The organism is Candidatus Liberibacter sp. (genome assembly GCF_014048425.1).
Taxonomy (GTDB): domain Bacteria; phylum Pseudomonadota; class Alphaproteobacteria; order Rhizobiales; family Rhizobiaceae; genus Liberibacter.
Genome location: NZ_JACETX010000005.1, coordinates 15243 through 39530, shown reverse-complemented (window position 1 = coordinate 39530; position 24288 = coordinate 15243). Strand labels below are relative to the sequence as shown.

Sequence of the window (24288 nt, the reverse complement as noted above, 5' to 3'; positions counted from 1 at the left end):
TCGTACTGTTGAGTTGCGCACGCGAGACCGGCAACGCAAACTTATCGCAAAAATAGACGCCGCTTTGCAACGCATCGAAGACCGTACTTATGGATACTGCGAGGAAACGGGCAAGCCAATCGGTCTTAAGCGTCTAGAAGCCAGACCCATCGCCACACTTTCAATTGAAGCTCAAGAGCGCCATGAACGCCATGAAAAAGCTTGCAGTGATGATGATTGATCTCATGTCAATTTCACAAGATTATTTATCTCTATCTAGCAGGAATCTTTGCTTTTACCCTATCCGCAATATAGAGAAGCAACTCCTTCGACGACAAAGTCAAGAAAAGGATATATGGGTTGGGTGGTATTTTCGCCCTCCTGTCTACGCACGCAATCACTGAGATGAATCCTAATCCTTTATTTTTAAATTCTCATCTGGGGAATTGTGCCTGCAAAAAGGTTGTTGTCTTATAAGAAATACACTCCTCTTTAAAAGATCGTTGCATTGAGCATTGCAAGACAACGTAAAACACTCATATTAAAACATGCATTCGGAAAATTTTTATTCGCAATACCTATTTTAGAGCGCATGGGATTTTCATCATAATCCTCACCTTTCTCGTCTCATCTTGAACCAAACTGTAAAATCGTTTTTCTTAAAAAACGAATCGAATCACCCTTCCTCTAACTAATATTAGTTAAAAAACAGCAATGCGATAACACATCTGAAATAATAGGATTTCTCAAATATTTTACTTCTATGACATAGCCATCTTCATTATAGTCGTTGTAGTAAATTCTAATATTGGATAATTGTTAAAAATTTCAAAAAACAAGAAGTGCTTGTGAACATCAAAATGACATAGAAAAACAATCCTAGGTATTTTTATGTCTTATTTTCTATCTTTTTGTTGAATATACCCCGAATACAGGGTAAGAATTCCGCACTAAAACGTCATGTCAGATAGAGACAGGATTTCATTGGTATCCATTTTATGTTTCAAATTCCAATAGGAAAGGGTTTTTATATCTATTGAGAACGGATAACATAAAATACTGAAAATTCCGATAAATATAATCCTGAAGAGGCAAATTTTGATAGTCTTATTTCGAGAATAAATAAGGATAAACGCTGTAGTGTTTCGGCAAATAATAAAACAATGACCAGGTCAATAATATGAATAAAAAACCACAAAAAGTCGATTTTGCCTTTCCTTTTATACACTATGGACGTCACTTAACCGCAAACTTGTGTATCGCGCTTTTAGGAATAATCTTTATTCTTATGATTGCGTCTTTTTTCTTTTTTCAGGATTCTGTAGGAAGTAGAATAGCGTTTGGATTATTGAATCTTCTGGCAATAATTGGAATTTTTTTTCTTGTTTTGCTTGCAACGGGTTCTATTGAAATTACCCTGAAGTCGCACTGCCATCCCTTGGCGAAAGTTTTTATGGATACTGAGCCAGAGGGTGTGTTGATAACAACTAAGCGTGGACACGTGATATACGCTAATTTCGCATATAACCAGCTTACTAATGTTGTTTGGAATAAAAAGATAAGACCACTAGAAACACTTCTCTCTCGAAACCGAGAATCCATCGAAGTATTATACCGTCTTATCAATAACCTACGCAAAAAAAAAGAAGGACAAGGAGAATTCCGTTTAATGCACTCCCTCAGAAGTTCTCAAAATTCAGAACCCCATTGGTATCGTCTCAAGACCCGAATTCTACCCGCTCCGTTACATAAAGAGAAATTTCTATACGCGTGGCGCCTCACCGATATTACTTCTGAACGCAAAGATCAAGAAAGGTTTTTTAAAGACTTGCAAAGTGCAATTGACTATCTTGACCATGCTCCCATTGGTTTTATGTCAGCCGACCATCAAGGAAAAATAATTTATATTAACGCTACCCTTGCAGAATGGCTCGGTATTGATCTTACTAAATTTACTTCAAAGTCAATATCTATTGGTGATATCATTGCAGGAGAAGGATTATCTGTTATCCAAGCCGTTCAGGCAAAACCAGGACTGCAAAAAACCGTAACATTATATCTAGATCTTCGCAGAATAGATAATGGTCACGGAATTCCCGTAAAACTTATACACCATGTTATCTCTGCGTATGAAGGGAACAATGGAGAAAGTCGCACTGTTGTTATTACTCGTGAAAATTGTGATACTGATGATAAATCTGGTACTATAGCAACCATGCGCTTTAATCGTTTTTTCAATAATGCACCTATGGCTATCGCCTCTATTGATAAGAAAGGTGGTATTCTACGCACTAATGGCCTGTTTCTAAAACTTTTTTCTGGAATCCTAAAAACCAATGACACTTCCAAAAGTATATTTTCTATTGTCCATGAAAACGAAAGACAGAAGCTTATTACTGCTCTTGATGACGTAAACGATCAGAAAAGCGATATAGCTCCCATCGATTCGCGTCATCCAACAGATGATAACCGCTATTTCCATTTTTATATAAATGCCGCACTCGACCACAGTACAGAATCTCCCGATGAACGAGCTATCGTATATGCTATTGAAACTACAGAGCAAAAAGCCTTGGAAGCACGTATGATGCAAACTCAAAAATTAAATGCTGTCGGCACGTTAGCAGGAGGGATAGCACACGATTTTAATAATGTATTAACTGCAATTCTCCTTTCTGCCGATCACTTGTTGCTACAATCTCGTTCTTCAGATGCTAGTTTTGCCGACCTTATGGAAATAAAAAATAACGCTAACCGTGCTGCAATTTTAGTCCGCCAATTACTTGCCTTCTCTCGCAAACAAACCATGCGTCCAACAACACTCAACCTGACTGAAGTAATTAGTAATTTACGCATGATGATTCAAAAACTTATTTCTGAACCTCCTTATGTAGAACTATGTATAGATTATGAGCGCAATCTCTGGAATGTTAAAACTGATCTATCCCAATTTGAACAAGTACTGGTCAATCTATGTGTTAACGCACGCCATGCCATGCCTAATGGCGGCTGTTTAACTTTACGCACTCGTAACATACCCGCGAAAGCAATAGATTCCTTTAATTGTACAGATCTTCCAAAAAAGGACATGGTACTTGTAGAAGTGGAAGATATAGGAATCGGAATGTCTCCTGATGTTATGGAGAAAATATTTGAGCCATTTTTTACGACTAAAGAGATAGGAAAAGGAACGGGATTAGGTCTATCCGTGGTCTATGGAGTGATACGCCAATCTGGCGGATATATTTTTCCCGAATCTGAAGTAGGCAAAGGAACTATATTCCGTATATTTTTACCTCGACATCTTGAAGAGATCATCCAAAATAGTTCCTACTATCAAGAAGAACCTTCCGAAGAAACCAACACCGCTCTTCCCCCAATAAAACAGCAAACCGAACCCGCTGATCTTACTGGGAATTCTGCTATAGTATTGCTCGTAGAAGATGAAAACGCTGTACGACGTGGCAGCAAACGCATGTTAGAAGCACGCGGTTATACTGTCCATGAGGCATGTTCTGGTATTAGTGCACTTGAAATTATTGATGAACTTCAGGGTCAAATTGATGTCGTCATCTCCGACGTAGTTATGCCCGAAATGGATGGGCCGACATTATTATGTGAGCTGAGGAAAAATTATCCTAACTTAAAATTCATTTTTATATCAGGTTATGCTGAAGATGCTTTCTCTCGGAATTTACCAAAAGATGCTAAGTTTAGCTTTTTACCAAAACCCTTTTCGCTCAAGCAATTAGCAACATCTGTCCATGAAGTTCTCCAGTCCGATTCCTAATCATTATTAAAACAAAAATATGGCTGGAAAGAATGACTGAAGTAGGTAGCCCGAAATCCAACTGTAGAAATCATTGATCCTATGGGGGGCTTTATATCCATCCTGCACATTTTAATAGCAATTGGTTGCAAATTTTACGGCTCAACTGATATTCAGAACATATAATGGATGCACCGTATCACTTTAAAAGAAGAACATGGTTATTAAAACACTCAATATAGTCTCTATGGTAGCAATGATATTCCGTGTTGAGCAGTTATGATTTATGAAAATTAGATTGCAAACAGGCTGAAAGGAAAAATGGTGATAGATTAGAAGAAGATAAAGTCAAAGCAGAAAAAGCAGAACCTAAAAAGCAGAGAGAAGAATAAAAACGTCTTTCTATATCAAAAAAGGGGAAAATAACCTAAAAATACAATATTTATCCCCAAAAACAAGAAAAGATCAATAGGCATATAAATTAGAATAGCAAAAGATCAAGAAAAAACCGTTATCGTCATTTTAAAAAAGCCATATGGGCAATCAGTAAGCATGCGAATATATCCTCAGATACAAGGCGTAATATCTGCGAATATTGAAAAATACTATACTAAACATGTACTATAAGATTTATATGATAGATGCAGGCAATTACATACCTCACTTTCCAGTACATACAAATTATTAGAAGGCAAGCAAAGAAAGTAATAACAAGTTTTCTATTTCCCTTTCCTTTTGCTTTGGATTGAGTTTATATCAAAAATTAATGGGGATTTGCATACTTTATCGCACCAAGAGATATTAGAATAACAAATGCGAATTATCCTTCGAATCCAAGAATGAAAAAGAAAGATTATGATGGCTTCAATGATAATAGCAATGACGCTAGTAAAGATCTTCAGCCATATGAAGTGGATCGGAAATATCTTTAGGAAGTTGCAAAGGATCAAAAAAGATAAAAAACCAAAATGACTTGATATTTTTGGTTTTCTATGGGCTTACAATAATTTTATTCCTTATTGCGTCTTATCAAGATAAATTTAATAAATGTTTAGAGAGAGAGCAAAACGAGATTTTCTATAAAACCAACGGAGACAAACAATGAAACATGATTTTATAAAAAAAAACACCGGCACCCTCCTCGCATACTTAAAAGATATCTCTGCTCTATAACAACGAGTTAAATGGGTATAGTAAAACAAATCTTAAATATTTTGGTGGGTCTGAAACGAAAAAATCGATCCAAAGCTATAATTTGCAATAAGAGTAAACGACAGAAGCATTATAGGCAAAACCGATCCCCAATAAAAAAGAAAACAGCAAGTAAAGGCATCACTTTGTTTTGAAGATTCGAAAGATACTGCATGTATTATTATATGAATTTCGTCATCATTGATCTCATTTAATGGCGTTTCTATTTTCCAATATATTCTATGAGGAAATCGTCATTTTATGATCTTTGAGAGCAGTTTGTACAGACTAATATAATCCCCCTATCATAAAAACGTTTTAATCGATTCTTCGTCCTCTATGTTCAATACTGTTTTTAAAATTTCATCTATGTTCTAAATATATTTTCCTAATCACTTATAGCAAAATACCGTCACAAACTGTATTTCATGAATACACCATAAATCTTTCATGAACTATATTGATGAGGATTTTCTAGAAGTCCAAGCATAACTGGTCGGATTGAGAATGATATCAGCTACTTTTTAGTAAAAATCTCGACGGGAATAGAATACTTGTCTTCAATAACATACTACGCAAAGAAATTTCCTCGATATCATAAAATTGAAAAGGGCATTCACACATAACAATCAAGAAATATCATCCGTTTCCGCATCGCAATAATCATAACAGATGTGTACCTAAAAATAATCATTAACGCTCAATTGAGGGGAAAATTATACCTTTGACTCTGTATAAAAGCGATAAGATATATAAATTGATGGATCTTATATTCTTATCTACAATGCGGATTGATATACCATACCAGGATATTCTCTTTTCCCATAAGAGAATTTGTCTGCATCTTATAAGCAAATGATTGTCAAACGACCTTGGTGGCTTTTTCCTTTAGAAAGCAGTCTTAAATCAACTGAATCTTAGGATTGGGGATCCTATAAAAATCAGTTCTCAGAAGTCAGATCTCTCAGAACCATTTGCAAAATACCTCTATTCTTGAGGTAATCAAGTTCGTGCAAAGTATCAATACGACAGAGAATAGGAGCATCTCTTTTTGAACCATCAGAGGCAGTGATTTCTAGAACGTATTTCCCTCGAGGAAAGATCGTCTTTAAACCCTTAATAGTTATCAATTCATCGCCTTTAATACCCAAACTATCCCAAGAGCTTTTCTCTTCAAAGGTAAACGGAATAATTCCCATACCCACCAAATTTGAACGATGTATGCGCTCAAAAGATCTCGCAATAACAGCACGTATCCCTAATAAACTCGGTCCTTTTGCAGCCCAATCACGCGAAGAACCATTCCCATATTCAGTTCCCGCAAATACCACTAAAGGGATTTTATCTACCTTATATCTCATTGCAGCATCATAAATAAACATTTCTTCTCCGGAAGGATGGTGAATAGTATATCCACCCTGTTTACCATCTTGAAGCATATAATTGCGAATGCGGATATTAGCAAAAGTGCCTCGCATCATAATTTCATGATTGCCTCGACGCGTGCCATACTGATTAAAATCAGCCGCCTTAATACCCTTATTCAGCAAGTACTGACCGGCAGAAGATTCAAATTTGATTGATCCCGCTGGAGAAATATGATCCGTCGTAATCTTATCCCCCAACAAACACAAAATACGTGCTTTACAAATATCCGAAATACTCAGATCAGAACTACCAATATCTTCAAAATAAGGAGGATTTTGAACATATGTTGAATTATCATCCCATATATAAGTTTGACTCTCGGGAACATTAATACTTCTCCAATGACTATCCCCTTTGAACACATCCTTATATTTCGTCTTATATAAATCTCGCGTAACATACTTCGCAATAAAGCTTTTAATCTCACTATCTTGCGGCCATATGTCTTTGAGATAAACAGGATGACCTTCATAGTCCTCAGCTATAGGATCTTTTATAAGATTTTTCCTGATACTCCCAGCAAGCGCATAAGCTACTACTAAAGGAGGAGACGCAAGATAATTTGCGTCAACATCAGGTGATACACGACCTTCAAAATTGCGATTACCCGATAAAACACCAGCGACAATCAATCTTTTTGCATGAATTGTCTCGGAAATGTCCTGATTTAATGGTCCAGAATTTCCAATGCAAGTTGTACATCCAAAACCAACAAGATTAAATCCAAGCACATCAAGAAATTTGCTCAGTCCTGATTGCACAAGATATCCATAAGCAACCTGTGATCCCGGAGCCAAGGAAGTTTTAACCCAAGGCTTGGGTTTTAACCCTCTAGAAACTGCATTACGAGCCAAAAGTCCCGCCGCTATCATCACCGACGGATTAGAAGTATTGGTACAAGACGTTATGGCAGCAATTGCCACATCACCATGTCCCAAATCAAAATCAAAATTTCTTACAGGGAATCTTTCATCCAGTTTATCATATTTATCATATTGTTTGTCCATGGAAATTAAAAAATTAGAAGCGACTTTTTCTAAAGGAATACGAGATTCTGGACGTCCTGGACCAGCTACGGACGGCTCAACATCTCCAAGATCGAGTTTTACTTTCTTTGTAAATATAACTTTTTCGTAATCTATATCTTCACGCCACATACCCTGAACTTTAGTATAGGCTTCTACAAGGGAAATGCGATTTTTAAGGCGACCCGACATACGCAAATAATTCACAGTTTCACTATCTACGGGGAAGAAACCACATGTAGCACCATATTCTGGAGCCATATTCCCTATAGTAGCTCGGTCAGCGAGCATCATCTTTTCAAGACCAGACCCAAAAAATTCAACAAACTTTGACACTACTCCTTCTTTACGCAATATCTGCACAACCGTTAAAACCAGATCTGTTGCCGTAACTCCCTCTCTAAGGCTTCCACTGACTTCAAAACCCACAACTTCAGGGAGAAGCATTGATATGGGCTGTCCCAACATTGAAGCTTCTGCTTCAATACCGCCTACTCCCCAACCAAGCACACCTAGTCCGTTTATCATTGTAGTATGGCTATCTGTCCCAACACAAGTATCAGGATAAGCTAGCATTTGACCATTTTCATCCTTTGTCCAAACAGATTGACCAAGATACTCAAGATTTATTTGATGACAAATTCCTGTTCCCGGAGGAACAACGCGAAAATTCTTAAAAGCTTTCTGTCCCCATTTTAAAAAACGATAACGCTCCTCATTACGCCGGTATTCCAATTCTCGATTGTGAGAAATGGCATCAGGAGTTCCGAAGTTATCTACAATTATGGAATGATCTATTATAAGATCAACAGGAACCAAAGGATTGATCTTCTGAGGATCTCTTTTTAAAGATTGCATCGCGTCACGCATAGCTGCCAAATCAACAACAGCTGGGACGCCGGTAAAATCCTGCATCAAAACACGGGCTGGGCGATATGCAATCTCGCTTTCAACAGATCCTGTATTATCTAACCATTTCACAAATGTAAGAATTTGCTCTTTCGTTACAGATTTACCATCCTCAAATCTCAATAAATTCTCAAGCAAAATCTTCATCGAACACGGAATTCGAGAAATCCCCTGCAAGCCATTAGCCTCAGCTTTCGGCAAACTATAATAAACATAATCAATATCCCCGACTGTAAGCACAGAACGGCAATTAAAACTATCCAAAGATGCAGACATCTTTCTAAAACCTTTATTTTGAGAATAACACGCTAAGACAAAAGACTTGAACGATCTACATACCTTTTTATACAATAAACCTCTTTTAAAACCACTAAAATTACCACTTATTGTAAGGCAAAAAATCCTTTTTAAATCTCTATATTCTTTATAATTTATCACTAATATTATATGAAACAGAAAATCTTAAAGAATTGAAAATATTGCACGTATGATATAATAAATATCCAAAAATTTAGCTTATACCCTACGAAAAAAGAGTGGCTCTTTTATTGCACCTGCTGTCAAAAAAATATTCTATTTAAAACAACTCTCTCAATTTTTTTGTTCAGTATGCTATCCTAGACAGAGAATTGTTGTAAAAAATTTTAGCATATCCAAACTGTTTTTAAAATAACTACAAGTAGGCTAACTACCCTTAAGCTACTTAGTAGACTTTTCTAGCCGAATCTCTATCTCCTTAAAAAGAATTTTTAATCTAATAAAATCCTCAATGCTAAACTATCGAAAAGAAAGAAATTTAAAAACCTTCTATTCAAAATTAAGCTCTCGAAAATAGAAATAAAATATATTTAACATACATGCCCAAACATAAAGCTATATCACCATTTTGAAGAGAGAAACGGGAAACTTAATCAAATCAAAAACTGTGATACGAATGGAAATATATTCTAGAATGATCGCTCACCAGATATTGGCTTAGAGTCTAATTTCTTAAGTTGATTTCTTTTTTAGACAGAATAACAAAACAGCTATAATACGGATTTGCACGCATAGAACAGAAATATGATCACATAAAAATACAATAATACAAATAGAAAAGAAACACGTAAAATAGAATCCAGATAGCTATATGAAAAAATAAATCACTATCATTAAAATACTTTTCTAGCAGAAAACAAAAGAGGCGATCCAAAAACGAATCGCCTCTGAGAGAAATAATTTTCCCTAATTAGTCTCTTCTGTTACCTAAAAACTGGAGAAGAAAAACAAACATATTAATAAAGTCCATATAAAGATTAAGAGCGCCCATAACAGCCTGACGCCCAATCACATCATGACTATAAGAACCCGAATACATATCCTTTATTCTTTGCGTATCATAAGCCGTAAGTCCAGAAAAAATAATCACGCCTATAGCCGCCATAGCCAATTGTATGACTGGATCCGCCATAAATAAATTAACAATCATCGCTAAAAAAAGTCCAAAAGCCCCCATAATCATAAAAGATCCCATAGCAGTTAGATCTTTTTTCGTGGTGTAACCGTAAAGAGAAAGAGAACCAAAAGAAGCTGCGGTTATAAAGAACGTCTGTACAATACTTTGTCCAGTATATAGGAGGAATATAGAGGAAAGGGATATCCCCATCAATGCAGAAAATATCCCGAAGATCACACTTGCGGCATGCACACTCAAATATTGCAAACGCATACTAAAAAACAAGGATACTCCAAAAGGCGCAAACATAACCACCCAACGCAAAGGAGAGCGATATAACGCAACACCAAAATCTGTCAACATAATATGGCCTGATGCACTTGTTGTAGTAGCAAGATTATTCACCAAAAACGCCATGACGCCAGTAATAATGAGACCAAAAGCCATAAGGTTATAGACTCTCAGCATATAAGCACGAAGCCCCTGATCAATTATAGGACCAACCCTACTCTTTGAGTTCACTGCTCTACTATGGTAATTTTTAGACATTTTCACCCTCTACAAATATAAACTTTTCCATGCACCAACGAGACGGCGACCCAAAATATACAGCACAAAATCTCTCAGTGCGACAAATTTCTTCCAATGTAGATTATAACGCCATCTTTTGCAAGCAGAAACCGTGCATCAAACATTCTTAGCATTCAAATCCACTTGATTCGGTCGATCACACTACCCGGTCGATTATAAAATCTGCCAAACACACACCTCACCTCAATTGAAAATAACACCATTCATGCAAATACCCTATAGTCCTTGATAGAGGGATACGAAATCCTCAAGCGTCAAAGCAGAAGTTCTTGCTGTATTGAGAACCCAATTAAAAATATTAACGTATATCACAAATGTGGCTTCATTATTATTTGCATTCATCTATGTCTTTGTAGTTTTTAGGATGAGTACCAGTGTAGTCCCCTTCGTATATGTTTTTGACTTGCCTACAGATTCAAGTAATATTTTATAATCAACGTTTGGAAAGCCAAGTCTTGCACAATTTCTACGGGCTTTCTCCATAATATGACATGTATATTTTTCATCCTTAGATACAAAAATATCAATTCCGTAGTACTTGTTTTTAGAAGGATCATCCTTTGTTGAAGAAAAAATCCATGCAGGTTGAACATAACAATAAATATACCTCATCAAGATGAAATGCGTTAAAAAGAAAGCTCTTTGCTTCACCTCGCTTTTGAGCTCTTCATATATTCGAAGTTGAATGCTCTGACGCTTTCCGATATGGATATTGGCATCCAAAGGGGAAAATCTTCACTATCAAAACCCAAAAGATAGGAACGATTATCACTCAGACTCTTCCTGAATATATTATATAGAGAATACATATACTTGCTAAAGGAAGAGAGCAATCCTTTGTCGATCGCAACAAATAGCCGATAAACGCTTTGCAATTCAGCCAATGGGTTGTCTACTATTCTAACAAACAGGAGTTACCAAATTCACATAGGGACGGAAAATCCTAGTACAAGCAGAAGCATATACCATAGGAATAGTAGATCGTGTCTTCCTAGAAAAAGCGGATATTGCAATCCTTTGTTTGCCAGATGAAATATCTTTGAAAAACCTCGAATTATTGAAAAAAGACGAGATAAAAGCTCTTCTCATCAATACCTTAAAAGCACATCACAGCACCTCATAAAATTGGGTCTACGGCTTTCCCGAAATGGAAAAAGATCAATCAAAAAAAGATACGTTCATATCGCTATATATCTAATCCAGGACGCTATGCTACGAGTGCCATAGAATGCTCCGTTCGTTATGCAAAATCAAAATCCTACCCGACTATATCCAATGAAGTATCAGTGCGCATAGCTTCTAGAGCCTCCTCTCACCAAACACGAAAGGCGAAAAGTAAAACTAAAAGTACCATTTAAAAAAATCATTTGGTTTAGATGCGCTGATTTCGTGTAAAAACGTCCTAGCCGCAAATACCGGATCTTCATTTTCCACGATAGGTCGCGCAACGACTATATGGCTAGCTCCATTTTCAAAGGATTCTTTCGGCGTCATAAATCTTTTCTGATTGTCTTTTGCTGCACCTGGCATACGTATACCGGGAGTCACAATTGCTATACGATCTCCCACTGCTTCTCGTACTATCAATGCTTCTCTGGGCGAACATACTATTCCTCCCATCCCAATGTTATGCGCCTGAATCGCACGCATACGAACAACGGCGGGAATATCTTTCTCATAACCAGATTCCTTCAGATCAGAATCATCCATTGAAGTCAATACGGTAACCGCAAGCAAACAAATTCCCGTTCCTTGCGCAGCAGAGACCGCAGCACGCATGGCCTGAGGATAAGCGTGTATCGTCAACATTGTAACACCCATCTTTGCAATCTTCTCAACGGCAGAAAAAACCGTGTTATCCGTATCAAGTAATTTCATATCTAAAAACACACTTTTACCACTCAAAATCAAATCATGTGCTAACTCTAATCCTCCTGAAAAAGACAGTTGATATCCTATTTTGTAAAAAGAAACAGTATCGCCCAATATTGATACAATTTTTTCTGCTTTCTGTACCGTTGGAAGATCAAGACCAACAATCAAACGATCTCTTTTAACTTGATCAACTTCTGATAATATTCTCATGTAAACAACCACCTTATTAATTGCTTTGCTTATCAGAAAACAACAATGTTTTTATTCCGAAAGATATTTTCCAACTTGTTGATCACAGAGAAAAACTGCGAAATAAAGACGATGTCCTTCAAAACACTAATTTGAATAAAACCAAGAGATCAAAAAATCACATAACTCCCGAAAAGATGATCCCTAGAATCTATCCTAAAGTCTTTTCGAAATTTTCAACAATGCTATAAAACCAATATGATATTTATAAAATATCTCACATTAGATCCTTATCGGCATCAGAATACAGAACGCATCTTCATCTTTTTCTCCTCTGATAAGAGCAGAAGAATTGGAATCCTTTAGTAGGAAAACCATTCCATCACCTGAAATATTCTCTGCTATTTCCAAGATATATTTCGAATTAAATCCAATATCCATCGAATCACTACTATAGCTTACGCTCAACTCTTCTATCGCCTTTCCTATATCAGGATTGTCGACTGTCATACTCAATTGACCGGGAGATAAAGAGAATTTTACAGCTCGACTACGCTCAGAAGAAACTGTCGAAACCCGATCAACAGCTCGTCTTAGATTGTCACATCTCACCCGCAATTCTTTATCATTTGTATCAGGAATAAAATCTTGATATCGAGGGAAAATACCATCTATCAACCTTGCACTCATAAAAAGAGAAGAACTTATTTCTAGATAAATACGGGCTTCAGAAATATTAATTTTTATATCCGAATCCTCCATAGACAAAAGCCTTCGGATCTCATGAACCGCTTTGCGCGGCACGATTATACTCGGCATTCCCTTAATTTCCTCAGAAATATCGGTATGGGCTACAGCCAAACGGTGACCATCCGTTGCTGCTGCACACAACTGTGAACGCCCTTTCTCTTCCTGAAGGTGAAAAAAAATACCATTCAAGTAATACCTGGTTTCTTCGGTTGCCATAGCAAAATGCGTGCGTTCTATGAGTCTCCTCAAAACGGATGATTTAAGCTTAAAAGAATGCTTGCAATCTTCTTTTTCCAAACTCGGGAAACCTTTTTCTGAAAAGGACTGCAAGAAAAAATTAGAACAACCTGAAGCAACAGCTATACCATCTCCTCTGGAACTATCCCTAGACAAGCGAAGCTCCGAACCATCTGGCAATTTGCGTACTATATCATGAAGAAGCTGAGCGGGGATAGTAGCAGAACCTTCAATCTTGACATTTGCCGGAATGATTTCTGTAATCTCAATTTCAGGGCCGCTTGCTTGCATCTTAAGGCTCCCATCAACCGTCTGAAGCAAAATATGACAAGATATCGGAGAGACATTCCTTCTCTCAATAATTCTACAAGCATGACTTAAGGAATCTAGTATTCTCGAACGCTCAAGAGTAATTTCCATTATTTTTACCTATCTCTATCATCTCACAATATAATATTAAAATAAGTTACACGAAAGATGCTCTCTATAGCAACAGCACAGAACTTTTCTAGCCAAGCCGCTTCAAATAAATCCATTTGACTTATTTTCGAAAAAACCTCATCAATAACAATATGCAAAGATTTTTATAAATTACACCAGATAAATATCAAACTATTTCAATCCATATAAAAAACATTTTTTATCCAAAATCATTGAAGTCAAGCACTCCGTTATATAATTATATTATACAATCACTGGAATTTTTTCACTCATTTTCAATATAATATTTATTATCTATATTCTATAATAGGTTTTATCCTCCTTAAGAAAAAATATTTTTCATGATAGAAAATTTCTTTTTTACAAAAGCTTACAAATATTCTCAAACTGACTATCCCATAATAAGTAGCTTATTAGATACTGATTTCTATAAGTTACTGATGCTACAATTAATTTGGAAGCTGTATCCGAAAGTTGAGGTTGCTTTTTCACTTCTGAATCGTAAACAAGAATTTTCCTTAACAGAAAAAATAGATGAATCGGAACTGCGAGCACAACTTGATCATGCTCGCTCTTTACGCTTAACTCCAAAGGAAAAGGAATGGCTCGCAAACAATACTTTTTATGGAAGAAAACAGATTTTTGAGCCAGAATTTCTTTCGTGGTTATCTGACTTTCAGCTTCCAGATTACGAACTTTCACGTAAAGAGGGTCAATATATACTCAACTTTCATGGATTATGGCAGAATACAAGCTTATGGGAAATCCCCTCTCTAATCATAATCAACACACTCTATTCCCGCACGATCACCCGATCAATGAGCTCATTTAATTTAGATCTTCTGTATTCTCAAGCAAAAGGAAAAATGTGGTCTAAAATAACAAAATTACGAGAACTACCAGACTTGAAAATTGCTGACTTTGGCACACGCCGTCGTCATTCTTTTTTTTGGCAGAAATGGTGTATAGAAGCCTTAAAAGAAGGACTCGGGGATTCTTTTCATGGAACCTCTAATGTTCTTCTTTCCATGTTTTATGATCTAAGCGCTATTGGTACTCATTCACATGAATTATCTATGGTAATTGCTGCTATAGCAGACACGGATATAGAAACTCGAAATTCTCCCTATACAACAATGAAAAATTGGAATGCTCTTTACAGTGGCAACCTTTTAATCGCATTACCCGATTCTTTTGGAACGGATTCTTTTCTGAAAAATTCCCCCTCTTGGGTAACACAGTGGGCAGGATTTCGCCACGATAGCGCTTCTCCTATTGAAGGAGGAGAAAAAATCATTTCCTGGTGGAAAAAGATGGGTTGCGATCCTCAACAAAAGATCTTGATATTCTCGGATAATCTTGACGCTGATTCCATCATAAACATCTACAAACACTTTGAAAATCGTGTAAAAATGATCTTTGGCTGGGGAACAAATCTCACGAATGATTTTTATGGCTGTATGCCTCAACAAAATCTCCACCTAGAACAGCTACATATTGTATGCAAAGCCCTTGAAGCAAACAAAAAACCCGCTGTTAAACTATCAGATGATCCAACGAAAAACACCGGGAATCTCGATGAAATCCGACGCTATTTAAACCTGTTTAAAACACAGAAAACAGGAAAATTTCTCTAATCTGAAATCATAGAATCAACGCTATAATATTAAATCAAAAACTCAAGAACGTAGAAATTTGCGAGACACCGTTATACTATAAATTCGATAGCAATATTAATTATCTAGGCGCTACTATAAACTTATTGAAAGAAAAGATCGGAATGATAGCAAACATTTCCATTTCTGAAATATATAAAGCCATTCCGGCGGATTGAGTGATTGGAGGATTATCCTACAACTTATCTCTTGGTTGCATGGTATAAACCCTTTAAGATTCATCAATATATTTTAAAAACAAGATAAAATATAGCCCCGTCTCCCATTGATTGGGTATGAACGATTATCAAACACCCTTCTTCCTAATGATATAGAAAGCCATTGTACGCCGACAATAGTACGAAAACTTCTTGGATATTTCCATCTCTGGAACCAGAATAACAATCTGATTAACGCGAACTGTAAATTCTCTACCTATTTAAAACGCCCATTAACCTAAAAGGCAAGACTAAGCGTTTTATAAGTCCTTGAACCCGCTTAGTCCGATTTAGTCTTACTTTTACATAAGTGATTGATTTTAGGTAACAATGGCGGACAGAGAGGGATTCGAACCCTCGATACGCTTTCACGTATACACGCGTTCCAGGCGTGCACCTTCAACCACTCGGTCACCTGTCCTTTGTATAACAAAGACAAAATGAGGAATTTCACTTCTCACTGTATAATAATCCCAAGAAAATTTGCTGGTAGCCCAAAAAACAGACGCATCAAAAGAATCTATTCAGAATCACCCTCACGGTTCTTTAGAGCAACGCCAAGTATATCTCCGAGCGACGCACCTGAAACCGATGATCCAAATTGAGCCACAGCACCTTTTTCCTCAGCTATCTCCAAGGCTTTGATAGATAAAGTAACCTTACAATCTTTTTTAGAGACACTCACGACACGAGCATCAACTATCTGACCTTTATAAAAACGTCCAGGATCTTGATCCACACGATCACGTGATAAATCAGAACGACGTATGAAAGAAGTTACACCATCATAATCAACTAATTTGACTTCTATGCCACCCTCGTTTGCAGAAATAACCTCACACGAAACAACGTTATTCTTACGCAATCCACTAGACACGCCATCAGAATCAACAGAATCCAAAGGAGATTCACTAAGCTGTTTTACCCCTAAGGATATGCGCTCTTTCTCAACATCAACATCAAGAATAACAGCCTTAACAACATCACCCTTATGATACTCTTCAATAACTCTCTCTCCTGGACGAATCCAATCAAGATCAGAAAGATGTACCATTCCGTCTAAATTATCATCTAGACCTATGAAAAGACCAAACTCTGTTTTGTTCCTAATTTCACCTTCAACTTTTGTCCCAACCGGATGACTTTTAGCAAAAGCTTCCCAAGGATTACCGAGAGCCTGTTTTAAACCAAGAGAAATACGGCGCTTAACAGAATCAACCTCTAAAATGACAACTTCAACTTCCTGGCTTGTTGAAAGAATATTTCCAGGATGGATATTCTTCTTTGTCCAAGACATCTCAGAAATATGTGCTAAGCCCTCAATTCCCGCTTCCAACTCTACAAACGCACCATAATCCGTGATATTTGTAACAACACCAGTAACCTTACTTCCTTCAACATACTTGCCTTTTATATTGTCCCAAGGATTGCTTTCCAACTGCTTCATCCCAAGAGATATCCGATGCGTCTCTTGGTTGATTCGAATGATCTGAACCTTAACCTGTTGTCCCACAGATAAAACCTTAGAAGGATGAGAAACACGATGCCAAGCTATATCAGTAACATGCAATAGACCATCAATGCCGGACAAATCCACAAATGCACCGTAATCTGTGATGTTCTTTACTATGCCCTCAATGATTTGACCTTCTTCAAGCTTCTGTACTATTTCAAATCTCTGTTCGGCACGCGATTCCTCAAGAATCGCACGGCGCGACACGACTATATTTCCGCGTCGCTTATCCATCTTTAAAATCTCGAATAACTGAGGACTATGCATAAGAGGGACAACATCCCTTATCGGACGGATATCTATCTGTGATCGAGGTAGAAATGCAATCGCTCCATTAAGATCAACAGTCAAACCACCCTTCACTTGGTTGAATATTATGCCTTCAACCCTCTCTCCTGCCGCAAACTTCTCTGCAAGTTTTATCCAATTTCCTTCACGAAGAGCCTTATCGCGAGAGAAGACAGCTTCTCCAAAGGCGTTCTCTATACGCTCAACATAGACCTCAACCTTGTCGCCAACTTTAACGGATGATGCTTCTTGACCCTTGTCGCAGAACTCCTTGATCGGCACACGCCCCTCAATTTTAAGCCCAACGTCAATAACCGCAAAGTCCTTCTCCAAAGCTATAACAATACCTTCAGTGACACAACTCTCAGCAAGATCCTTCTTAGTAAAGCTCTCCTCAAGAAGGGTAGCAAAATCCTCACGGGATGGACTTGTAAAAGACATCAAAACTCCTGATAGAAACAACCTCAAAAAACACGAGAAAACCAATTCTCTTTTCTCTTTTGCGACCTGGAAACCAAACTTCTAGACCTTCCAGACACATACTGCAAGCAAGAACCTAGACCAGAAGAGAAAATCGCCAATCAGGGCAACACACTTAACCCCTGCAAAGCTTTGTGTCAATAAGTCCTTTTGCAACTTTACACATGATATCTATACTCATAGCCGACGTATCAAGCAATATGGCATCCTTGCTTTGCACAAGCGGACAAAAAAACCTATTTTTATCTCGACCATCCCGCTTCCTGATACTATCAAGAATTGCCGCATAGTCAACTTTCTCTCCGTTGGAAATCATCTCACTATATCGACGTTGCGCCCTAACATTCAAAGAAGATGTTACGTAAAATTTTACGATAGCATCAGGACAGATAACCGTACCTATATCGCGACCATCAAGAACCGCACCTGGCTCTTGTTGAGAAAACGATCTTTGAATCTTCATCAACGCACGACGAACAGATGCAATAGCTGCAATTTCCGAAGCAGCTTCAGAAATTTCTTGCGATGAAAGATTCATTTTATCTAATGCCAATAAATCAACATCTCTTGCAATTTTCTCCGCCGCAAATTCATCTTCAAGCGATATTCCTGCCTCCAAAATATTTTTAGCAACAGCCCGATAAATCAAACCTGTATCTAGGTGATGGAAACCATATTCACAAGCAATAAAACGAGAAAGAACCCCTTTTCCAGCTGCAGAAGTCCCATCAACTGCGATGACTGTACTCATGAAACGTCTTTCTTCCGTCCTAACTCTATCTTAGCTCCTAAACCTTGCATAAGCTCTATAAAATTCGGAAAACTTGTAGATATCATATTACCATCATCTACCGCCACCGGATATTCTGATGCAAGACCCATAATAAGGAAACTCATTGCTATACGGTGGTCAAATCTTGATCGCACCATATTGCCCAGGCTTGATCCCAATCCTTTTCCGCCAGGCACCCCTACCACCATTAAATGGGAACAACCCTCTTCATGTTCAACGTTATTAACTCTAAGTCCCTCAGCAATTGCTGACAATCGATCCGACTCTTTAAACCTCAACTCCTGCAAACCTTTCATCACCGTCTTTCCTTCAGCAAAGGAAGCTATGACAGATAAAATAGGATATTCATCAACCATATACGGCATGCGTTCCTCAGGAACAACTATTCCTTTGAGCTCTGAAAAACGCACTCGAATATCTGCAACATCCTCCCCTCCTTCAATGCGAGGATTTAAAAAAACAATATCTGCCCCCATCTCTTGTAACGTATCAATCAATCCGATACGCGACGGATTCACCAAAACATTCAAAATTGTCACATCAGATCCCGGAACCAACAAGGCGGCAGCTATAGGAAACGCGGCAGAAGATGGATCCCCTGATATGTTCAAATTACATCCTGAAAGTTTTCCCCTTCCTTGCAAGCGGACAGAATAACCAGCAATCGTATCGGGTTTAATAGAAAGATTAACCCCAAACCTTTCAAGCATCCTTTCCGTATGATCTCGTGTCTTAAGGGGCTCAATAACCGTAGTTATACCAGGCGTATTAAGACCTGCCAATAAGATTGCCGACTTCACTTGTGACGAGGACATAGGAATTTTGTAAGAAATTGGATTAGACGTGCCCGGACCACGCAAAGTTATTGGAAGACATCCCTCTTTGCCAAAACTTTTTACCTGCACCCCCATCTTGCTCAAAGGATTTAAGATACGCTCCATCGGTCTTCTCGAAAGAGAGCTGTCCCCTTTAAAAAGAGTCTGGAAATCATATACGCCAACAATTCCCATAACCAGCCTACATCCCGTACCGGAATTTCCGAAATATAAAGGAGCTTTAGGAGCAAGAAAACAACCGTTACCAACACCTTTAACAATCCATTCCCGACCTTTCTTTTCAATCTTTGCTCCCAAAGAATTCATGGAATGTATCGTGTTCACGATATCGTCACTTTCAAGAAGACCACGAATTCTCGTCTCTCCAGATGCGATCCCTCCTAATATGACAGCACGATGCGAAATAGACTTATCTCCCGGAACGCAAATGGCGCCTTGAATATCCGAAGAACGAAGTGCCCGCACAGGACATTTTACATAGGAAGATGGCATGATAAACGCTCGTTCTCCTTTAAACGATACCGATATTAACCCGCACGACAAAAAATACAGATCCCCCTTAAAATTACAATGCCTTAAGAAAATTTAAATTTTTAAAATATTAAACCACATCTTCGACTTGATTTCTTGTAATCTTTAGAATAACGTCTCTCCGCACTTTAGATAATGAACGCTAATCCAGCAGCTAAACGTGTTGTATAAATAGTTTTGACTCGTACGAGGATTTTTATTTTGGCAAAGCCAGAACTTGGAACAAAGAGAACCTGCCCAGAGACGGGCAAAAAGTTTTATGACCTTAATAGGGATCCTGTCGTGTCCCCGTATACAGACGCTTCTTGGCCTTTGTCGTATTTCGAAAAGACCCCATCTTCTGAAGAGGTATCCGAAGATCGAAATCTGGAAGAAAAAGCAGTAAAGAAACCTCACCCCGAACCTGAAACTCTTGAAAGCGAGGACATCGTCGTGCCAGACGGAGATGATGAAGACCTTGATGCGACATATGATGATCAAGATGTTGATTTAGGTGATGACGATGATTTTCTTGAATCAAGTGACGATGAAGAGACCAGCTCTGATATGAATGATATCGTCACTATTTCAGATGATGATCAATAATGATATAAATCTGCTCGTTTTGGTTTAATCTGAGGAAAGATGGAAATTTCTGAGCAGAAACTTTAGAATTTTCACCTTGTGCATGGAAGTGTAATATATGGAAAGAAATACGCCATACAAAAGGAAAGATGTCTTCTTCTTGTAAAATTCCCCTTAGCTTTCTTCTTGGTGAGCTAAAAAAGAGACATAATATTCGCGTTGAATGGGGCTATAGCTCAGCTGGGAGAGCACTTGCATGGCATGCAAGGGGTCAGCGGTTCGATCCCGCTTAGCTCCACCATCCATCTATAGCCCTCGGGAATTTTATATGTTGATTTTACGACTGGACTTGATATCCAATATAATAAAATCAAGCCAAATCTTGTATTTTCCCTTTTCTCTTATGCTTGTCGGAATCTAAGGGGGGTTTCCTTGAAACGAATTATCGTCGTTTAATCTACCTTCTAGAATTCATTTTTTTCTAAAATGGCTTCCATTTACATGTTTGTAAAAGTGTATGTCCTTGTTTTGTAATGTGTGTTATGATACTGAAATTTGCACTGGAATCTTTCTCTAAAAACAGACAAGTATATCTCGTAAAAAACTTGTCTCGTTGCAATTCAAGTGCAAATCATATATCCGTCAACACGTTGTTATGTGTTAATCGGCATTAAGATCTTTTTGACTTGGTTTATGTTCAAGCTTGGGTATTCGGAGTTTTAATGCCAAACATAAGGAGAAGGAGATCTACAGTTCTTTGAAGAATCTCAGCAGGACGTAGAAGCCTCGGCTTCGTCTAAAATAAACTCATAAACTGTGTACAATTGTGCTTTGCTTATTAAAATATGGCGCACTAGCCTTGAAAAGCAGGGACGAATTGGGATGATGTTTTAATTATGAACAATAGAAAATCTAGCTATACTTATGAAGATATCCTTAGCTGTGGGCGTGGAGAAATGTTCGGTGCAGGTGGTGCCCAACTCCCCCTTCCTCCTATGCTGATGTTTACTCGCATTACTGAAATTTTTGAAACTGGTGGCCCTTATGGGCAAGGATTTGCACGCGCTGAACTAGATATAACCCCAGATTTATGGTTTTTCGATTGTCACTTTCAAAATGATCCCGTAATGCCCGGATGCCTTGGTCTGGATGCCCTTTGGCAACTCACCGGATTTTTCCTTGGATGGTTGGGCGAACCAGGAAAAGGAAGAGCCATTTCTGTCTCTAAGGTAAAGTTTAAGGGAATGGTAACCCCCGAATCCAAGCTAATTGAGTATGGAGTGGATTTTAAGAAAATCAGGAAAACCGGTGTTGTTCTTGGATCGTCAGATGGATGGCTGAAGGTCGACGGGAAAGAAATCTATAGAGCAGAGGATCTGCGCGTTTGCCTTTATAAGGAAGAAGAAGGCAATGAAGTCGTGGACAATTAAAAAAAAGGCCTTGCATTATGAGACGGATAGCTATCACAGGAATGGGAGTTGTATCTTCTATTGGCAATGATTCTTCTGAGGTTATGGCTGCACTTCTTGAAGCAAAATCTGGCATTACGTTTTCAGAGGATTTTGCAAAACTTGGTTTTCGTTGCCAAGTATGGGGAAAACCAGAGCTTAATATAAACGAGATGGTTGATCGTAAAGCTATGCGTTTTCTGTCTCAAGGCGGATCTTGGGGTCAAATTGCTATGCAACAAGCAATCACTGATTCTGGTTTGAAACCCGACGAGGTGTCTCATGACAAGACGGGTCTGATCGTCGGCTCAGGCGGGCCATCTACTCGTTGCATCGTAGAAGCCGCGCACTGTACTGAAAAATATAATAATACTCGACGCATAGGTCCTTTTGCAGTTCCCAAAGCGATGTCATCTACAGCTGCGGCAACTTTATCAACTTGGTTTCGGATACGTGGCACAAGTTATTCAATATCTTCTGCCTGCTCTACTTCTGCACACTGCATTGGAAATGCTGCGGAGCTGATTCTTTCGGGGAAGCAAGATCTGATGTTTGCAGGAGGACAAGAAGACCTTGATTGGACAATGGCTAATCTTTTTGATGCCATGGGTGCCATGACTTCAAAATTTAATCATTCTCCTTCTACTGCCTCTCGCGCTTATGATATTGCTCGTGATGGCTTTGTTATCGCTGGCGGAGCCGGAATTCTCGTGCTAGAAGAAATGGAAAGAGCTAAAGCTCGTGGGGCTAAAATTTATGCTGAGTTGATCGGCTATGGAAGTACGTGTGATGGCTTTGACATGGTTGCACCCTCTGGAGAAGGAGCCGTACGGTGTATGCAACAGGCTCTAGCGTCGATAAATCCTAATACTATTGACTATATTAATGCTCATGGCACTTCGACCCCTGTTGGTGATCTTAAAGAGATGGAGGCGGTTCGGAAAGTCTTTAAGGATAAGGTTCCGTATATCCAATCAACGAAATCTTTAACTGGGCATTCGTTGGGTGCGTCCGGCGCACAAGAATCAATATATTCTCTGTTAATGATGCAAGGAAACTTCATCGGCGAAAGTAAAAATATTGAGGTAATTGATTCAGCATTTGAAGGATTACCTATTGTTAGAAAGCGTATTGATAATGCAAAAATCGATACAATTTTGTCCAATTCTTTTGGCTTTGGTGGAACAAACGCCACTCTTATATTTCGACGCTATAAAGGATAATAACAATGAATGGTCTTTTAAAAGGTAAGCGTGGACTCATCATGGGAGTTGCGAATTGCCATTCCATTGCATGGGGTATATCCAAGGTACTAGCGTCTTCTGGGGCACAGCTCGCTTTTTCTTATCAAGGAGATTCTCTTAAAAAAAGACTGTTACCTTTAGCTGCGGAACTAGGCTCTGATCTTATTTTACCCTGTGATGTAGAAGATGAAGCATCTATAGATGCAATGTTTGAAAAAATTAAAGATCAATGGAGCTCTTTGGATTTCGTTGTGCACTCTATAGGTTTTTCTGACAAGAATGAACTTAAGGGTCTTTATGCTAATACTAAACGCAATAATTTTAGCCGTACTATGTTAATATCATGCTTTTCTTTCACCGAAGTTGCGAAACGTGCAGCGGATTTAATGCCAAATGGCGGTTCAATGCTGACTCTTACCTATGGAGGTTCAAGAAAAGTCATCCCCAATTATAATGTTATGGGGGTTGCTAAAGCTGCTCTTGAAGCTTCCGTCATTTATCTGGCAGCCGATTATGGTCCTCAGAATATTCGTATTAATGCCATATCTTCTGGTCCTGTTCGCACTTTAGCTGGTGCCAGCATTTCGACGGGACGCTCTATTTTCTCCTGGAACAAGAAAAACTCCCCTCTTCGTCGCACAGTATCTCATGAGGATCTAGGTAATTCAGCTCTTTATTTGCTATCCAATATGTCTAATGGAGTAACTGGTGAAATCCACTATGTAGATTGTGGCTATAACATTATCTCTATGCCTAAACAGGATCAGGCGGATTAGAAATAGGCATTGGAGAAAAATCCCCTTTATTTATTGTTTTCTCTACAGAAAATATTGCGTTGTTTTTATTGAACAGCAAGAGAATCAACTCTTCAATAAAAAAACCGTGTTTGAGGTTTGTCC

General features: G+C 38.2%; 14 protein-coding genes and 2 tRNA genes. 8 read left to right on the top strand and 8 right to left on the bottom strand.

Translation table 11 applies throughout. The annotated features are described in order from the left end of the window. Both H0G72_RS01345 and cckA read left to right on the top strand, forming a co-directional pair. On the top strand, positions 1-220 hold a 220-nt coding region (locus tag H0G72_RS01345; protein ID WP_182016851.1), incomplete at its 5' end, for a TraR/DksA C4-type zinc finger protein. A 939-nt stretch (positions 221-1159) separates the two neighbouring features. Continuing rightward, positions 1160-3769: a cell cycle histidine kinase CckA gene (cckA, locus tag H0G72_RS01340; RefSeq protein WP_182016849.1), complete on the top strand. Its 2610-nt coding sequence runs from the start codon at positions 1160-1162 to the stop codon at positions 3767-3769. A 2111-nt stretch (positions 3770-5880) separates the two neighbouring features. On the opposite strand, the gene acnA is transcribed toward cckA, so the two are convergent. The 4 genes from acnA to dnaN all read right to left on the bottom strand — a co-directional run bounded on the left by acnA (position 5881) and on the right by dnaN (position 13798). Next, on the bottom strand, positions 5881-8577 hold the full coding sequence (gene acnA / locus H0G72_RS01335) for an aconitate hydratase AcnA (protein ID WP_182016847.1): 2697 nt from the start codon (positions 8575-8577) through the stop codon (positions 5881-5883). A 952-nt stretch (positions 8578-9529) separates the two neighbouring features. Beyond that, positions 9530-10285: a Bax inhibitor-1/YccA family protein gene (locus tag H0G72_RS01330; protein WP_220456072.1), complete on the bottom strand. Its 756-nt coding sequence runs from the start codon at positions 10283-10285 to the stop codon at positions 9530-9532. A 1383-nt stretch (positions 10286-11668) separates the two neighbouring features. After that, entirely contained in the window at positions 11669-12412 is a 744-nt protein-coding gene (pyrF, locus tag H0G72_RS01325) for an orotidine-5'-phosphate decarboxylase (RefSeq protein ID WP_182016843.1), read from the bottom strand. Positions 12413-12673: 261 nt separating this feature from the next. Then, on the bottom strand, positions 12674-13798 hold the full coding sequence (gene dnaN / locus H0G72_RS01320; RefSeq protein WP_182016841.1) for a DNA polymerase III subunit beta: 1125 nt from the start codon (positions 13796-13798) through the stop codon (positions 12674-12676). A gap of 362 nt (positions 13799-14160) precedes the next feature. Here dnaN and pncB point away from each other — a divergent pair, with 362 nt between their 5' ends. Beyond that, a complete protein-coding gene (pncB, locus tag H0G72_RS01315; protein ID WP_182016839.1) occupies positions 14161-15456 on the top strand; it encodes a nicotinate phosphoribosyltransferase in 1296 nt (431 codons plus the stop codon). A gap of 567 nt (positions 15457-16023) precedes the next feature. On the opposite strand, the gene H0G72_RS01310 is transcribed toward pncB, so the two are convergent. The 4 genes from H0G72_RS01310 to aroA all read right to left on the bottom strand — a co-directional run bounded on the left by H0G72_RS01310 (position 16024) and on the right by aroA (position 20094). Then, positions 16024-16113 (bottom strand) — tRNA-Ser (locus H0G72_RS01310). A gap of 99 nt (positions 16114-16212) precedes the next feature. Then, complete coding sequence (gene rpsA, locus H0G72_RS01305) at positions 16213-17934, bottom strand: 30S ribosomal protein S1 (RefSeq protein WP_182016837.1); 1722 nt, start codon at positions 17932-17934, stop codon at positions 16213-16215. 154 nt (positions 17935-18088) lie between these two features. Further along, the gene (gene cmk / locus H0G72_RS01300; protein ID WP_182016835.1) at positions 18089-18724 is read right to left on the bottom strand and encodes a (d)CMP kinase; all 636 of its coding nucleotides are present in this window, start codon (positions 18722-18724) and stop codon (positions 18089-18091) included. Next, positions 18721-20094, bottom strand: coding sequence for a 3-phosphoshikimate 1-carboxyvinyltransferase (aroA, locus tag H0G72_RS01295; protein WP_182016833.1), 1374 nt, complete (start codon positions 20092-20094; stop codon positions 18721-18723). The genes cmk and aroA overlap by 4 nt, the downstream gene beginning before the upstream one ends. Positions 20095-20334: 240 nt before the next feature. Here aroA and H0G72_RS01290 point away from each other — a divergent pair, with 240 nt between their 5' ends. The 5 genes from H0G72_RS01290 to fabI all read left to right on the top strand — a co-directional run bounded on the left by H0G72_RS01290 (position 20335) and on the right by fabI (position 24165). Then, positions 20335-20718: a TIGR02300 family protein gene (locus tag H0G72_RS01290; protein ID WP_182016831.1), complete on the top strand. Its 384-nt coding sequence runs from the start codon at positions 20335-20337 to the stop codon at positions 20716-20718. Between the two features lie 204 nt (positions 20719-20922). Then, a tRNA-Ala gene (locus tag H0G72_RS01285) sits at positions 20923-20998 on the top strand. Between the two features lie 595 nt (positions 20999-21593). Then, positions 21594-22127, top strand: coding sequence for a 3-hydroxyacyl-[acyl-carrier-protein] dehydratase FabA (gene fabA / locus H0G72_RS01280; protein ID WP_182016829.1), 534 nt, complete (start codon positions 21594-21596; stop codon positions 22125-22127). 17 nt (positions 22128-22144) lie between these two features. Next, complete coding sequence (gene fabB, locus H0G72_RS01275) at positions 22145-23368, top strand: beta-ketoacyl-ACP synthase I (protein WP_182016827.1); 1224 nt, start codon at positions 22145-22147, stop codon at positions 23366-23368. A 5-nt stretch (positions 23369-23373) separates the two neighbouring features. Continuing rightward, the gene (gene fabI / locus H0G72_RS01270; protein WP_182016825.1) at positions 23374-24165 is read left to right on the top strand and encodes an enoyl-ACP reductase FabI; all 792 of its coding nucleotides are present in this window, start codon (positions 23374-23376) and stop codon (positions 24163-24165) included. Positions 24166-24288 lie beyond the last annotated feature (123 nt).

Bases quoted from the DNA above. Each gene is read 5' to 3' on its own strand.
- pncB (WP_182016839.1), top strand. From the start codon at position 14,161: ATGATAGAAAATTTCTTTTTTACAAAAGCTTACAAATATTCTCAAACT.
- pyrF (WP_182016843.1), bottom strand. From the start codon at position 12,412: ATGAGAATATTATCAGAAGTTGATCAAGTTAAAAGAGATCGTTTGATT.
- fabB (WP_182016827.1), top strand. From the start codon at position 22,145: ATGAGACGGATAGCTATCACAGGAATGGGAGTTGTATCTTCTATTGGC.
- cmk (WP_182016835.1), bottom strand. From the start codon at position 18,724: ATGAGTACAGTCATCGCAGTTGATGGGACTTCTGCAGCTGGAAAAGGG.
- rpsA (WP_182016837.1), bottom strand. From the start codon at position 17,934: ATGTCTTTTACAAGTCCATCCCGTGAGGATTTTGCTACCCTTCTTGAG.
- cckA (WP_182016849.1), top strand. From the start codon at position 1,160: ATGAATAAAAAACCACAAAAAGTCGATTTTGCCTTTCCTTTTATACAC.
- dnaN (WP_182016841.1), bottom strand. From the start codon at position 13,798: ATGGAAATTACTCTTGAGCGTTCGAGAATACTAGATTCCTTAAGTCAT.
- H0G72_RS01330 (WP_220456072.1), bottom strand. From the start codon at position 10,285: ATGTCTAAAAATTACCATAGTAGAGCAGTGAACTCAAAGAGTAGGGTT.
- acnA (WP_182016847.1), bottom strand. From the start codon at position 8,577: ATGTCTGCATCTTTGGATAGTTTTAATTGCCGTTCTGTGCTTACAGTC.
- fabI (WP_182016825.1), top strand. From the start codon at position 23,374: ATGAATGGTCTTTTAAAAGGTAAGCGTGGACTCATCATGGGAGTTGCG.
- fabA (WP_182016829.1), top strand. From the start codon at position 21,594: ATGAACAATAGAAAATCTAGCTATACTTATGAAGATATCCTTAGCTGT.
- aroA (WP_182016833.1), bottom strand. From the start codon at position 20,094: ATGCCATCTTCCTATGTAAAATGTCCTGTGCGGGCACTTCGTTCTTCG.